The sequence below is a fragment of the Corynebacterium tuberculostearicum genome (genome assembly GCF_016894265.1).
Lineage (GTDB): Bacteria > Actinomycetota > Actinomycetes > Mycobacteriales > Mycobacteriaceae > Corynebacterium > Corynebacterium tuberculostearicum_D.
The window spans coordinates 537666-551736 of the sequence record NZ_CP069791.1 but is presented as its reverse complement, the minus strand read 5'-3'; the positions used below and the strand labels follow the sequence as shown (position 1 = coordinate 551736).

Below are 14071 nucleotides of genomic sequence, written 5' to 3'. Positions count from 1 at the left end.
ATGACTGATAAGACTGGCCGCGAGGCCGAACACGTGGAGAAGTCACCTGCGGGTGTAGTTGACCCGAAGGATGCCGCCGTGCCGGCAGAGCACCCCGCCCCAGCGGGTGCCCGCGGCCGCATCGTCCAGGCCTCTCCTCCCGCTCCGGTACCAGAAAAGCGCCCCACCCCAGCGGTGAAGGACACCACCGTTCCTCCTGAGGAGGATAAGTCCGCGCTCACTGGACGCAACGCGGACAATGAATCATCCAATCAGGATGTCATTCGCGCAACGGGCACGATGGCCATCGCGACGCTACTATCCCGCATCACTGGCTTCTTGCGCCAGATGCTCATCGGCGCCACGCTCGGCGCCACGGTGGGAACTGCGTTTAGTAGCGCCAACCAGATCCCCAACCTCGTCACCGAGATCGTTTTGGGTGCAGTGCTGACCTCTCTGGTTGTGCCCGTCCTCGTGCGCGCCGAAAAGGAAGACACGGACCGCGGCGAGACCTTTGTCCGGCGGCTATTTACCCTGGCCTTTTCCATCCTGGGCATAGTCACCATCGCCTCCGTGGTCCTCGCACCCTTCTTAACCAGGATGATGCTGCCGGAAGATTCCAAGGCCAATGCCGTGCAGGCAACTTCCTTGGCCTTCTTGCTGCTGCCGCAGATTCTTTTCTACGGCCTCTTCGCCCTTTTCCAGGCCGTCCTCAATACCAAGAATGTCTTTGGTCCGGGCGCCTGGGCACCGGTGATCAATAACTTCATCTCCATTGGCGTGCTGCTGGCTTATCGCTTCCTGCCCGGCCAACTAGACCCGCATGAGCCCACGCCGGTGGCCGATCCCCACGTCATGCTCTTGGGCTTGGGCACCACCACAGCGGTGATGGTGCAGTGCCTCATCCTATTGCCGTATCTCAAGAAGGCCGGCATTAATCTGCGCCCCAAATGGGGCCTGGATGCGCGCATCAAGCAATTCGGCGGCATGGCTTTGGCCATTATTACTTATGTGGCCATCTCCCAGCTGGGCTACGTGGTCACCTCCCGCGTGGCCGCCTATGCGGATGCCGGCGCACCGCTGGTCTATCAGAATGCCTGGCTCATGCTGCAGGTGCCTTATGGCGTTATCGGCGTGACGCTCCTGACGGCAATTATGCCTCGCCTGTCCCGCAACGCCGCCGACGGCGATGTAGATGCCGTGGTCCGCGATCTCACCCTGGGCTCCAAGCTGACTTTCATCGCGCTTATCCCCATCGTCATCTTCATGACCGGCTTCGGCGTTCCTATCGCCCGCGCCCTCTTCCAATACGGTGCCTACGGCGCCGAGAGCGCCGAGCAGCTCGGCCTGACCATCAGCTTCTCCGCTTTCACGCTTATCCCGTATGCCTTGGTGCTGCTGCACCTGCGCGTGTTCTATGCCCGCGAGGAAGCCTGGACGCCTACCTTCATCATCGCCGGCATCACGCTGACCAAGATCGTCCTCACGCTCTTGGCACCATTGATGACATCCAACCCGGACCGCGTGGTGATTCTGCTCGGTACGGCCAATGGCTTTGGCTTCGTCTCCGGCGCGGTCATTGGCGGCTTCCTGCTCAAGCGCAAGCTCGGCAGCCTCGGCGGCAAGGCCGTCACGCAGACCGTGCTGTGGGCTTCCGGTGCCGGCCTAGTGGGCTTGGTCGTCTCCTGGGTGCTGTACTGGGGCGTGAATTTCCTCCTCCCGGAGAATCTGCCGTCCATCGTCTCGCTGATCAAGGTCGCGGTGCTCGGCGTCATCTTCCTCATCGCCACCGGCCTGGTGCTGTCCAAATCCTCCTTGCCGGAGGTGCAGAACTTGGCCCGCGCCCTGCAGCGCATCCCGGGCATGTCCCGCTTCATCAAGGTCGATTCCTCGAAGGCCATCGAGCTGGAGGAGCCCGACGTGCCGGAAATCCGGCCGGTATTTACCCAGGACGCCTTCAATGCCACCCTGGTGCCGCCGCCGATGTCCGCCGGAATCGTCCGCGGACCACGCCTCGTGCCGGGTGCCCCGGTATCGGATGGTCGCTTCCGCCTGCTCCAAGATCACGGTGCGGTCACTGGTGCGCAGTTCTGGCAGGCACGCGAACAGTCCACCGGCCGACTGGTCGCCTTGACGTTCGTCGATACCAATAGCCTGGCGCCAATTGCGCCGGCGACGCCGGGAGTTGCAGCCCGTCGCTCCGCAGAGATTTCGCGCAATACCCGCCGCCTTGCCGAGCTGGAGCTCGATACCGTGGCGGATAATATCCAAGTTCTGTCTTATCGCACTGGCTGCCTGGTAGTGGCGGATTGGTTTGAGGGCACCTCCCTTAAGCAGGTGGCTGAGGCCGATAACCTCGATCCCCATTCCGTGGCTCGTGCTACTGCACCGCTATTTGCTGACGCCGCCGCTGCCCACGATGCCGGCCTCATCCTCGGCGTGGAGCACCGCGATCGTTTCCGCGTTTCTACCGATGGCGTGGTCAAGGTTGCCTTCCCCGCCGTGCTGGATGGCACCTCCGCCGCTACCGACCGCGAGGCTCTAAGCTCCGCCCTGGAACTGCTCGTAGAGTCCACGGAGCCTTCGCCGAAGAAGCTGCGCGATATTTCTGAGGACGCCAACCTTCCCGCGGACGAGGCCGCCCAGCGCGTCGAAGATGCGCACTACGCGCTCGATAGTGCCGACGAAGACAGCCGCGAGGAAAAGATGGAGGAGCTACAAGAGGCACAGGCGCTCACCTTGGCCGGCATCGCCCAGCGCCTGCGCGACTTCGCTCCGGAAGAGCCAGAAGAAGCACCTGAAGCCCTGCCGGTGAAGGCACAGGTAGAACCGGATCAAGAGGATGACCCGGCGCAAGAACCCGGCTTTGGCGGCCGCGGTTATTCCGGTTCCGGCGTCATCATCATCGGCATCTTCGCCACGATCTTCGTCGTAGCAATGGCCGCGCTCACCACCTGGATCATGTCCTTGCTCAGCAATGTGGAGGCATCCAACCCGGTCAGCGAGACCATCCACGGCAGCACGGATATTCCGGATACCCCGCCGGTGCGTCTCCAGCCTTCCTCTGCGGTTACCGTCCCTGATAACAAGGACTATGCAGCGCTTATCGACGGCAAAACGGCCACCACTTGGTCCACCGAAAAGGAGGACACCGGCGTCCTCGTCACCTTGGATACGCCAACGCACCTTGCGGTCCTGCCGGTGGTGCAGTCCAACTCCACTGGGGCGAAGTACGCCGTCTATGGCGTAAATCAGGACAGCTTCAATCCGGAGAACCCACAAGCTGGCTCCCTGCACCAACTGGCCAGGGGCAAGTTCGAAAGCGGCAAGGAAGATATCGAGCTGGAGGAAACGACCGAGCAATTCGACGGCCTCCTCCTCATGATCACCGAGCTGCCCAAGTCCAATAAGGCAACCATCGCAGACATTGGTCTCGTCGGGCAGCCCTAGGCACAGCCCACACGGCCGAATCGAGGACACGCCCCTCGATTCGGCCTTCTTTCTTAAGATTTTCCGCATTCACACCTCTTTGAACTGCACGTTCAAAAATCATTTACTTCACGTGTTGACTATTTAGAAGTGGTACTTACACTGTGGGGCGTAACGCACACAACAGCCTTAGGAGTATTCATGGTGCTGTTGCAAAGTTGGGGCAGTAGAAAGACCGGCGTGAAATAATCAGAGCCATGGGCATCTTCTCCGGTCGTCATTTCCCCCGTGACATCATCCTGTGGGCGGTGCGGTGGTACTGCCGCTACGGGGTGAGCTACCGCGATTTGGAGGAAATGATGACCGAGCGGGGTGCGCCAGTCGATCACACCACGATCTACCGCTGGGTGCAGAAATACGCCCCTGAGCTGGATAAGCACACTCGCTGGTACCGGCAGGTACCCGACTGGCAGGCCCGGTCCTGGCGGGTGGATGAGACCTATATCCGGGTCGGCGGCACGTGGTGCTATCTCTACCGGGCTATTACCGCCGGTGGGCAGACCTTAGACTTCTACCTCTCACCAAAACGGAATGTGGCTGCGGCCAAGCGTTTCCTGGCCAAGACGCTGCGATCGAATACGACAGCCGGGTCCCCGCGGGTCATCAACACCGACAAGGCACCAGCTCTGGCCAAGGCAATATCCGAGCTGAAGGCGGAGGGAATCTGCCCTCAGACGGTGGAGCACCGGCAGGTGAAATACCTGAACAACGTTCTCGAGGGAGATCATGGCCGACTTAAAAGAATCCTGGGACCGAAGGGGGCGTTCAAAAACCGAATTTCCGCCTACCGGACGTTGAAAGGGATGGAAGCGATGCATTCATTACGGAAAGGTCAGGGCACGATGTTTGCTTATGGGCACCCCAATCCGGACGCGGTGATCGTCAACCGGGTCTTCGAGACGGCCTGAGAACGCCGGCACGCAGCGGCCATCAGGAAATGAGAAACTGGGTCGTCTCGGCTCTCCGCCCAACTTTGCAACAGCACCCTCCACGGCACGGAAGACCTCCGTGCCCGCGGCGTCCAGGATTACAGCGGTGCTTACCTGGTTTATCCGGTAGGCGGTGATGAGCCGCGTATCGGTATCAGAGGCAAAGGCCAGGGATGACGCCCCATTTCCGGCCAGGAATTCCCTGATTTCATCGGCCGTCTCGTAGGACGCGATGTCCACCGCGACATAGTTCACGGCAGCAGGAGAGCTTCGCTGGACCTTGGCAAGCACCCGGGCTCCCGGCTCGAAGGTCAAGCCCCATGGTGATGCCGTGGCCCGGCGAGTGAGCGAGGTCAGGCCGGTTGGCGGCGGCTTTCGGTGGGAATGATCTGGGGTAGGAACCGGACGTAGAGGATCGTGCTCTGATTCTTATCCTCTCCGAGACAGATAACACTTGTAAAAGTTGATTACACCCTATTGTTACGCCGCTTTGGAGCAGAATGTTTCCTGTAAATAGGGCCGTTCCTAGCATTGTTTTACACGCGTCTAGTGGGGTCTAGGCCTTATGTTTACAGAAAGTGGTGAGTGTGGTGTTATCGTCTGACGGTTTCCATAGGTTGCATCCCTCAGTGTGGTGTGACGCTTGCTGATGGTCACTGACATCTTGCGCCACTTGAAGAGTGTGAGACGGCAAAAACTAATCCAACAGGTTCAGAGTGAGGCTCCAATAGAGAGTGTCTGATGGTTTGTGTGTGGGTTCCCAACCTGCATGAGGAGATGGACCAGAATGACTACTGTGGCACGACGAGATCCGGCCGATAAGGCCAAGATTGATGCGATTGAAAAGAAGCTGCTTGCTAACCCTGAAATCGCGAAACTGATTGACGACCTAGGCACGTCCACAACGGATGCCAATGACCTGGTTCGCGGCATGCTGCAAGCCTCGATTACTAGGGGTTTGAATGCCGAGATGGATGCCCACCTCGGCTACGAGTCTGGTGATAGGAGCGGCAAAGCTGCAGCTGGGACAGACAATCACCGCAACGGGTCGTACACAAAGACCGTGGATTCTAACTACGGGCCGGTCACCGTGGATATCCCCAGAGACAGGACTGGGACGTTTATCCCAACTATGGTCCCTAAAGGCTCGAGACGTTTAACTGATGTCGATGACATGATTGTCAGCTTGTACGCCGGTGGGATGACAATCAGGGATATCCAGCATCATATGGCAACGGCGATGCGTGTTGACGTTTCCCATGAGACGATTTCTGCGGTTACTGACGCCGTCTTGGATGAAGTCATGGTCTGGCAAAACCGCCAGCTAGACGAGTTCTACCCGGTCATTTTCCTGGACGCGCTGCGCATTAAAGTCCGCGACGGTGGCCGAGTAGTCAACAAGTCCGCGTACATGGCAATCGGCGTGGATCTCGACGGTATCAAGCACATTTTAGGATTGTGGATCGCCAAAGAAGAAGGCGCTTCATTTTGGGCGCAAGTATGCGCCAATCTTTCTAACCGTGGTGTCAAGGACGTCTTTATCGTCTGCTGTGACGGGCTGAAAGGCCTACCAGAAGCAGTTGAGGCAACCTGGCCGAACTCTATGGTGCAAACCTGTATCGTGCACCTGATTCGCGCAGCGAACCGGTGGGTAGCCTATGGGGATCGCCGGGGTGTATCGGCCGCGTTGAAAAAGATTTACACCGCCACGGACGAGTCCACAGCTAAGGCGGCCTTAGACGAATTTGAAGCCTCTGAATTGGGAGAAAAGTATCCACGCTCAGTCAAGGTCTGGCGAGGTGCATGGCAGCGTTTCGTACCGTTTTTGCAGTTCCCACCAGCAGCCAGAAAGGTTATCTATACGACGAACTCCATTGAATCATTCAACAATGAACTGCGTAAAGCTACCCGTAACAGGGTGCAGTTCACCAACGATGAATCAGCGCTGAAGACGCTGTGGCTGATGATCTGCAACATTGAAGACAAACGCGCTGCCAAGAGGGCGAAGCAGGGCAAACGAGTCTCAGCGACAGCCGGCAGACTCATGGAAGGAGCCAGAGTTTCCGGCTGGAAACAAGCCATTAACCAAATGGCCGTGGCCTACCCCGACCGCTTCGACAAATACCTATAAACCTAGCCCCACACACAAACAACTTGACACGCTCCTCCAATACCCGCTGGGTAATTTGCTGCTAAAAGGCAGCGGAACTTAGAACCCCAACCCCGCACCTTACGTGACGGCGGTAACTATAGTTCGTAGACATGACCGCACCACAAACTAAGACGCAGCACGAGTTGCTCCAAGAACGCGCAGCGACGGTGGACCTGCGCGCTTATCACCTCCACCTTGACCTCTCGGAGGTACTCGATAGCCCCACCTACCGCGTGACTACCCGCCTCGAACTCAACAGCAGTGAGCCCGAGCTTTTCCTGGATTACCTAGGCGAATCCGTCGCGGAGGTCAAGGTCAATGGCACCCCGCAGGAGGTGGACTTTGATGGCAGCATCATCCGGCTGCACGGCCTGCCGGTAGGGGAGGAGCTCGCCATCGAAGTCACCGGCCACTCGCGCTATTCGCGCACCGGCCAGGGTCTGCATCGGATGCACGATCAGGCCGATGACGCGACCTACCTGTATTCACACCTCGAGCCTTCTGATGCCCGCCGCATCTTCCCCTGCCTAGAGCAGCCGGATCTCAAGGCCGTCTTCCACGTGCGCATGACCGCACCGAAAAAGTGGCAGATCCTTTCCAACCAACCGGAAGTCGAACGTCACGAGGAGGGGGGGCTCGCCACCGTTACCTTCGCGCCGACCCCGCCGCTGTCGACGTACCTGACTTCTTTTGCGGCAGGCCCTTACCAGTACCAAGAGCGCACCTGGACCGCCCCGGATGGCAGCCACTCGGCACAGCTGCGCGCCTTTGCGCGCGCGTCCATGTTTGAGCACCTGGACGAGGAAATCCTAGAACTTACCGCCCAAGGCATGGACTTTTTCCATCAGAACTTTGGCTATCCCTATCCGTGGGGCAAGTACGATTCCATCTTTGTACCCGAATACAACCTCGGCGCGATGGAAAATCCCGGCCTGGTGACGTTTACGGAGAACTACATCTTCCGCTCCCGCGCTACCCGCGCGCAGCACGCCGGCCGTGCAAACACCATCCTGCACGAGATGTCCCATATGTGGTTCGGTGATCTGGTCACTCCGCAGTGGTGGGATGACCTGTGGCTCAAAGAGTCCTTCGCGGAATTTATGGGCGCGGATTCTTCCGTCCACGGCACCGACTACACCGAGGCCTGGGCAAACTTTGCCGGCGCCCGCAAGAACTGGGCCTACCTGCAGGATCAGCTGCCCACCACGCACCCCATCAAGGCGGAGATCCCGGACGTGGATGCCGCGCGCCAAAACTTCGATGGCATCACCTATGCCAAAGGAGCGGCGGTTCTCAAGCAGCTGGTGCATTACGTCGGCCGCGATAATTTCTACGCCGGTGCGCGCGACTACTTCCAGGAGCACGCCTTCGCCGCCGCCACCTTTGATGACCTCCTGCAGGCGCTCAAGAAGCACACGGACCGCGATCTTGATGCCTGGTCGCAGGCCTGGCTGCGCACGTGGGGCCCGGATACCCTCACCCCGGAGTTGCACACCGAAGGCGAGAAAATTGCGGAGCTGGCCATCAGTGCAGACGCCGAGGACGTCACCCGACCGCACCGCCTGACCGCTTCGCTCTTTGATGCGTCCCTGCACAAGTACCGCGAGATCGACATCGATCTTCCCGCCGGTGATGGCACCACCCGCACCATCATCGATGAAGCGGCAGGCCTCCCGGCCCCTGCATTGCTGTTGCTTAACGACGCCGACCATACCTACGCCAAGATCCGCTTCGACGAGACCTCCCTAGACACAGCGAGTGAGCGCCTGACCGACATCGAAGATGAATTGACCCGCGCGGTAATCTGGACCGCCCTGTGGAACCTCACCCGCGATGGGGAAATGTCGGCGATTGACTATGTGGGGGTCGTCGTCAAGCACGAAGCCCGCGAACCCAATACCACGCTGCTGGCTGCTGCCTGCGCCAATGCCAACTTTGACAGTGCGCATTATGTTGCAGACGCCGACCGCGAGCAGGTCCGCACCGACTATGCCGAGGCAATCTGGGGCCATCTGAACGAGGCCGAACCAGCCTCGGACGCCCAGCTTGTGCTCGCTCGCGCCGCCATCCGCGCACTCGCCGCAACGCCGGAGGAATCAGGCACCGCACGCCTTAAGGCCCTGCTCTCCGGTGACATTGTCGGCCTTCGCTTGGACCCCGAAATCCGCTGGTCGATCTTACGCGCCCTCGCCGCCCGCAATGCCGTAACCCCGGCCGAGCTCGAAGAGGAAAAGCAGCGCGATAATACGCTGACCGGCGCTACCGAATTCCTCGGCGCCAGCCACGCCTTCCCCACGCCGGAGACCAAGCGCTCCGCGTTCGATAAGGCACTCACGCCCGGCGCATATTCCAATGCCGAAGTCGACGCACTGGTCACCGGTTTCAATGCCCCGCGCTCAGCTAGCCTGCAGGAGGCCTTCGCGGAGGAGTTCTTCTCCCGCGTGGAAGACATCTGGGCCGCGCACCCGATTGAGATTGCTAACCGCCTCATCCGCGGCTTCTACCCAGAGCTGCCGATGGCCGATGCCGCCACCACGCGCCTGCTGCACCGGGAGCTGCCAGGAGCGCTGCGCCGCATCCTGCTGGAATGCCGCGATAACCTGCGGCGCACCCTCCGCGTGCGGGCTGGTCAATAAACTGTACAGCCTAGCGCTCGCGCCCTAATTCCCCTCGGGTCACACTGTGTATAACAGTTGTTGATCCGGGGGGAATCTACATATGACGCTCAGTCATGACCGCAGTGACGAAGAACTAGTTGATGCTTTTATTGAGGGGGACAATAAGGCCTTTTCCACCATCGTGGAACGCCACCGCACGCGGCTGACGACGGTAGCGCGGCGCTACACCAGAAACGATCATGATGCCCAAGATGTGGTCCAGGAAGCCTTCCTGCGCGCCAGCTGCAACCTGCACTCCTATCGCCGCGAGTCTGCGCTATCGACCTGGCTGCACCGGCTGGTGAAAAACTCTGGCTATGACTACTTGAACCACCGTTCTAACAGGGAAAATGCTTCATTAGATGCGGAGGACTTTGACTACGATCGCAACCCGCTGCTCGCGCATAACCCTTCCGAAAACCTAGCGGAGCAGCTAGTGGTGCGAGAAGCAATGCAGCTGCTGCGGGAGGATCAGCGCGAAGCACTGGTGCTTACCGACGTCGCCGGGTTCCGCGTCGGCGAAGTTGCCACCGCCCAAGGGGTAAAGCCCGGCACCATCAAATCCCGCCGCGCCCGAGCGAGGGAAGTCCTACGCGCCGCCATGGGGTGAGTTTGCTAATACCGACGTTTGTCAACGTGGCGGGTAGACTCAGGGCGTTACGCGAAACCACACTCTGATTTAAGGGAGTTAGCAATGACCGTCCACGATGTTGCCATCGTAGGTTCCGGCCCTGCCGGTTACACCGCCGCGCTGTACGCGGCACGCGCCGAGCTCAACCCGATTGTATTCGAGGGCTTCGAGTACGGCGGCGAGCTTATGAATACCACCGAGGTAGAAAACTACCCCGGCTTCCAAAAGGGCATCATGGGCCCAGAGCTCATGGAAGAAATGCGCGCCCAGGCCATCCGCTTTGGTGCGGATCTCCGCATGGAGGTCGTTGACTCCGTTGAGCTGGAAGGCGATATTAAAAAGCTGCACGTGGGTGACGAGCTCTTTGAGGCCCGCGCCGTCATCCTCGCCACCGGTGCCGCCCCGCGCCACCTCGGCGTACCAGGTGAGGAAGAACTTACCGGCCGCGGCGTTTCTACCTGCGCTACGTGCGATGGCTTCTTCTTCAAGGACCACAATATTGCCGTTATCGGCGGCGGCGACTCTGCCATGGAGGAGGCTACCTTCCTCACCAAGTTCGCGGACTCTGTCACCATTGTGAACCGCTCCGAGAACTTCCGCGCCTCCAAGATCATGCTGGAGCGCGCCCAGGCCAACGAAAAGATCAAGTGGGAGACCAATAAGGTCGTCGAAGAAGTTATTGAAGCCGATGGCAAGGTCGGCGGACTCAAACTCAAGGACGTCACCAACGGCGAGACTTCCACCTTGGACGTCACTGCCATGTTCGTAGCAATTGGCCATGATCCGCGCTCTTCCTTCCTCAATGATCAGGTCAAACTCAATGACAACGGCTATGTTGTAGTTGAACAACCCACCACCAAGACCTCCCTGCCAGGCGTTTTCGCCTGCGGTGACTTGGTGGATGACCACTACCAGCAGGCAATTACCGCGGCCGGCTCCGGTTGCCGTGCGGCAATTGATGCGGAACATTTCCTCGCAGAAAACCGTTAATTCAGTATGAGCAATGTCAAGAAAGTAACCACCGATACGTTCCGTAAGGACGTCATCGAGTCCGATAAGCCCGTCGTCGTCGACTTCTGGGCCGAATGGTGCGGCCCGTGCAAGAAGCTTTCCCCCATCCTGGAAGAGGTAGCGGAGGAGTTGGACGGCCAAGTCACCGTCGCCAAGGTTAACGTCGATGAAGAGCGCAATCTGGGCGCCATGTTCCAGATCATGTCCATCCCAAATGTGCTGATTTTCAACCACGGCGAGAAGGTAGATGAATTTGTTGGTCTGCGTTCTAAAGATGACATCGTGGCGCAAGTGAAAAAGCAGCTTTAACTGTTAATCTAATTTCTATTAGATTAAGCGTGTAGAAATTCTGGAATGCGGCCCAAACTAAAGCGGGCTGCGAAAGGGGTAAAAGGCGTGAATCGCGTTCTTCGAGTCGGCGATACAAGCGTGCGTGTAGCTGAGGCTCGCGCCACCTTGGCCCGTCTCGGCCTCTTGTCAGATTTCAAGGGGGAGCTTTCTGCATGGAAGAAGCAGAAGTACTCCGAGAGCGACAAGAGCTTTGATGCCAATTTGTCTGAGGTCCTCAAGGCCTTTCAGCAATCGCGCGGCATCGTGCCCACGAGTGAGATCGATGACCTCACCCTGCGCGAACTGCGCCAAGCCTCGTACACGCTCGGCAGCCGCGTGCTCAGCTACGAGCCCGCAAATACACTGGTGGGTGACGATATCTCCCAGCTGCAGCAGCAACTGCAGGAACTTGGTTTCTACCAGCAGCGTGTAGATGGCCACTTCGGCCCTAAAACCCACGCCGCGCTGAAGGAATACCAACACAACTGCGGCCTGCAAGAAGACGGTGTGTGCGGCCCCGCCACCATCCGCGCCCTTGGACTGCTCGGCCGTCGTATTACCGGTGGTTCCGCGCACAATATCCAAGAGCGTGAGCGCGTTCGCAACGCCGGCCCAAAGCTCGCGGGCAAGCGCGTCGTCATCGATCCCGCCCTAAGCGGCGGCGACGCCGGCCAGCTGGTCAAGGGTCGCTTCGGCGATATTTCAGAGCAAGAAATCCTGTGGGATCTTACCCAGCGAATCGAAGGGCGCATGATTGCAGCGGGAATGGAGACCATCATCTCCCGGCCTCGGACCTCCGATGCGGACGTCAAGTCCCGCGCCGAACTGGCTAACGCTTTCGATGCGGACATGGTCATTTCCCTAGCCTGCGATTCCTACCCCAATGAGAAGGCAAATGGTGTTGCCACCTTCTACTTTGGTTCTGAGTTGGGCAATTCCTCGCTCATTGGTGAGACCCTCTCCGGGTTCATCCAGCGCGAAATCGTCGCCCGCACCGAGCTGCTAGACTGCGGCAACCACGGCCGCACCTGGGATCTGCTGCGCCTGACCCAGATGCCGGTCATCCAGATCGTGCTAGGATATCTGACCAACCCAGAAGACGTAAAGATTCTCACCAATCCGTCCCGCCGCGATGACATTGCCGAAGCCATCGTCATTGCAGTAAAGCGCATGTACCTCATGGAGCAGGACACCGCCGTGACAGGCGCATATAAGTTCTCCGAGCTTCTGCAAGCCGAGCAGGCCTAGACCTAGTCACCTAAGCCAAAGCGCGAGCAAGCAAATCTTCAACAGCCGCCGCACTGAGCACATCGTGCTCCGGTGGAAGCTCCAAGCGCAGGCGGGGGAGTACTGGGTGATCGGCGGCCACCTCGAAGCCCGCTGAGCGCAGGGTGTCATAAGCCATTAGCCCCATATAGGCTGGCTTATGGCCCAAAAATTCTGCCGCAGTGACGGGGTCACCGTAATAGCCAAAAGCCTCTACTGCGCAGCTGCCGCGGTTAGTTAGGTGCATAATGGCGGCGTCGACAAGCACTGCCTCAATGCCACGCCCCGCTAGATGCGCCTTGACGAAGAGCGAGGTAATAACCTCCGCATCCTCAGAAATGGGTGCTGTGGGAAGTTTGGCGGTGCCGGCGGCATCCTCGCGGGAGCAAAACAAAATGGTGGCGTCCTCGCCCACGGTAAAGCCGCACTGCCCAAAAGACAGCAGGGTGGTAGCCAGCCATGCTTCCTTTTCAAAAACGGGATCGCTGACCGCAGCCTCAAGCTCCCAAAAGGTACTACGCGCAGCCTGGCGGTGGATGCGCGTGCCTTCGATCACCGGCTCGAGGATCATCGCCTCGGACTACTGCTGGCCCTCAATAAGCGACATGATGCGCTCGAAATCTTCTTGGTCACCAAATTCCACGACCATCTTGCCCTTGCGCTTGCCCATGGTCACGGTGACCTTGGTATCGAAGCGGTCGGACAGGCGCTCAGCGGAATCGGTAAAGTACTGCGGCTGCGGTGCCGGCTGCTTCTTCTTGGCTTCGGCCGGCTTACCATCGCGCTTGTAGAGGGTCACGGCCTCCTCAGTAGCGCGCACGGAAAGGCCCTCCGCGATAATGCGGTTGGCAATGTACTCCATGGCCTCGGTGTCCTCCAAGGACAAAAGCGCGCGGGCATGGCCGGCAGATAAGGTCCCGGCGGCAACGCGCTTTTGTACCTCTACTGGCAGCTTGAGCAGGCGCAGCATATTGGTTACTTGCGGGCGCGAACGGCCAATGCGGTCCGCCAGCTCGTTTTGTGTAACACCGAATTCTTCCAGCAGCTGCTGGTAGGCGTGCGCTTCTTCCAAGGGGTTGAGCTGCACGCGGTGAATATTCTCCAGCAGAGCATCGCGCAGCAAGTTGTCATCCTTGGTATCGCGCACGATGGCCGGAATCGTGGCCAGGCCCGCCTTGGAGGAAGCGCGCCAACGGCGCTCACCCATAATGAGCTCAAAGCCGCCTTCTTCGGAAGGACGCACAACAACAGGCTGCAAAAGGCCGAACTCGCGAATGGAGTGTACGAGCTCGGCAAGCTCATCTTCATCGAAGACGGTGCGTGGCTGTTTGGGGTTGGGGATAATATCCCCAATAGAAATCTCGCGATAGGTCGCGCCAATGGGGGCCGGAGTGGACTGGCGCTTCTTGGAAGACTTAGAACCCGAATCCTGTTGAATGGTCGGGGCACCTTTAACGCGCTTGCCCTCGCCACCCTTACGGCCCGACTGCGGAGTGGAATTGCCTAAGATGATATCCGCAGCGGAATCGCCCAGGCGCGGCTTGCGGGTAGGTGCATCAGGACCGGACGGGATGAGTGCGGCTAGGCCTTTGCCAAGGCCGCCTTGCTTCTGTTCTGCCATGAGTTC

At 59.2% G+C, this 14071-nt stretch carries 10 protein-coding genes; 8 read left to right on the top strand and 2 right to left on the bottom strand.

What is annotated here, in order from left to right:
- The 8 genes from murJ (at position 1) to I6J28_RS02800 (ending at position 12426) form a co-directional block, all read left to right on the top strand.
- Positions 1-3429 (top strand): murein biosynthesis integral membrane protein MurJ, encoded by a 3429-nt coding sequence (gene murJ / locus I6J28_RS02835; protein WP_204610662.1) that lies wholly within the window; start codon positions 1-3, stop codon positions 3427-3429.
- Positions 3430-3665: 236 nt separating this feature from the next.
- The gene (locus I6J28_RS02830) at positions 3666-4376 is read left to right on the top strand and encodes an IS6 family transposase (protein ID WP_049361038.1); all 711 of its coding nucleotides are present in this window, start codon (positions 3666-3668) and stop codon (positions 4374-4376) included.
- Between the two features lie 808 nt (positions 4377-5184).
- Positions 5185-6528 (top strand): IS256 family transposase, encoded by a 1344-nt coding sequence (locus I6J28_RS02825; protein ID WP_204610660.1) that lies wholly within the window; start codon positions 5185-5187, stop codon positions 6526-6528.
- Positions 6529-6659: 131 nt separating this feature from the next.
- A complete protein-coding gene (gene pepN / locus I6J28_RS02820; protein WP_204610658.1) occupies positions 6660-9185 on the top strand; it encodes an aminopeptidase N in 2526 nt (841 codons plus the stop codon).
- 82 nt (positions 9186-9267) lie between these two features.
- Positions 9268-9816 carry an RNA polymerase sigma factor gene (locus I6J28_RS02815; RefSeq protein WP_204610656.1) on the top strand — a complete coding sequence of 183 codons (549 nt, stop codon included), beginning with the start codon at positions 9268-9270 and terminating at the stop codon, positions 9814-9816.
- Positions 9817-9900: 84 nt separating this feature from the next.
- A complete protein-coding gene (gene trxB / locus I6J28_RS02810; RefSeq protein WP_005326022.1) occupies positions 9901-10827 on the top strand; it encodes a thioredoxin-disulfide reductase in 927 nt (308 codons plus the stop codon).
- A 6-nt stretch (positions 10828-10833) separates the two neighbouring features.
- Positions 10834-11157, top strand: coding sequence for a thioredoxin (gene trxA / locus I6J28_RS02805; protein WP_049378064.1), 324 nt, complete (start codon positions 10834-10836; stop codon positions 11155-11157).
- An 87-nt stretch (positions 11158-11244) separates the two neighbouring features.
- Positions 11245-12426 (top strand): N-acetylmuramoyl-L-alanine amidase, encoded by a 1182-nt coding sequence (locus tag I6J28_RS02800; RefSeq protein WP_204610654.1) that lies wholly within the window; start codon positions 11245-11247, stop codon positions 12424-12426.
- A gap of 10 nt (positions 12427-12436) precedes the next feature.
- Here the strand turns inward: I6J28_RS02800 and I6J28_RS02795 are convergent, their stop codons facing one another.
- Both I6J28_RS02795 and I6J28_RS02790 read right to left on the bottom strand, forming a co-directional pair.
- Positions 12437-13015, bottom strand: a complete 579-nt coding sequence (locus I6J28_RS02795; protein WP_204610652.1) for a hypothetical protein — start codon at positions 13013-13015, stop codon at positions 12437-12439.
- 9 nt (positions 13016-13024) lie between these two features.
- Positions 13025-14065 (bottom strand): ParB/RepB/Spo0J family partition protein, encoded by a 1041-nt coding sequence (locus I6J28_RS02790; RefSeq protein WP_204610650.1) that lies wholly within the window; start codon positions 14063-14065, stop codon positions 13025-13027.
- Positions 14066-14071: the final 6 nt, after the last annotated feature.

Coding starts and splice junctions, on each gene's coding strand:
- murJ (WP_204610662.1), top strand. CDS start 1: ATGACTGATAAGACTGGCCGCGAGGCCGAACACGTGGAGAAGTCACCT.
- I6J28_RS02830 (WP_049361038.1), top strand. CDS start 3,666: ATGGGCATCTTCTCCGGTCGTCATTTCCCCCGTGACATCATCCTGTGG.
- I6J28_RS02825 (WP_204610660.1), top strand. CDS start 5,185: ATGACTACTGTGGCACGACGAGATCCGGCCGATAAGGCCAAGATTGAT.
- pepN (WP_204610658.1), top strand. CDS start 6,660: ATGACCGCACCACAAACTAAGACGCAGCACGAGTTGCTCCAAGAACGC.
- I6J28_RS02815 (WP_204610656.1), top strand. CDS start 9,268: ATGACGCTCAGTCATGACCGCAGTGACGAAGAACTAGTTGATGCTTTT.
- trxB (WP_005326022.1), top strand. CDS start 9,901: ATGACCGTCCACGATGTTGCCATCGTAGGTTCCGGCCCTGCCGGTTAC.
- trxA (WP_049378064.1), top strand. CDS start 10,834: ATGAGCAATGTCAAGAAAGTAACCACCGATACGTTCCGTAAGGACGTC.
- I6J28_RS02795 (WP_204610652.1), bottom strand. CDS start 13,015: ATGATCCTCGAGCCGGTGATCGAAGGCACGCGCATCCACCGCCAGGCT.
- I6J28_RS02790 (WP_204610650.1), bottom strand. CDS start 14,065: ATGGCAGAACAGAAGCAAGGCGGCCTTGGCAAAGGCCTAGCCGCACTC.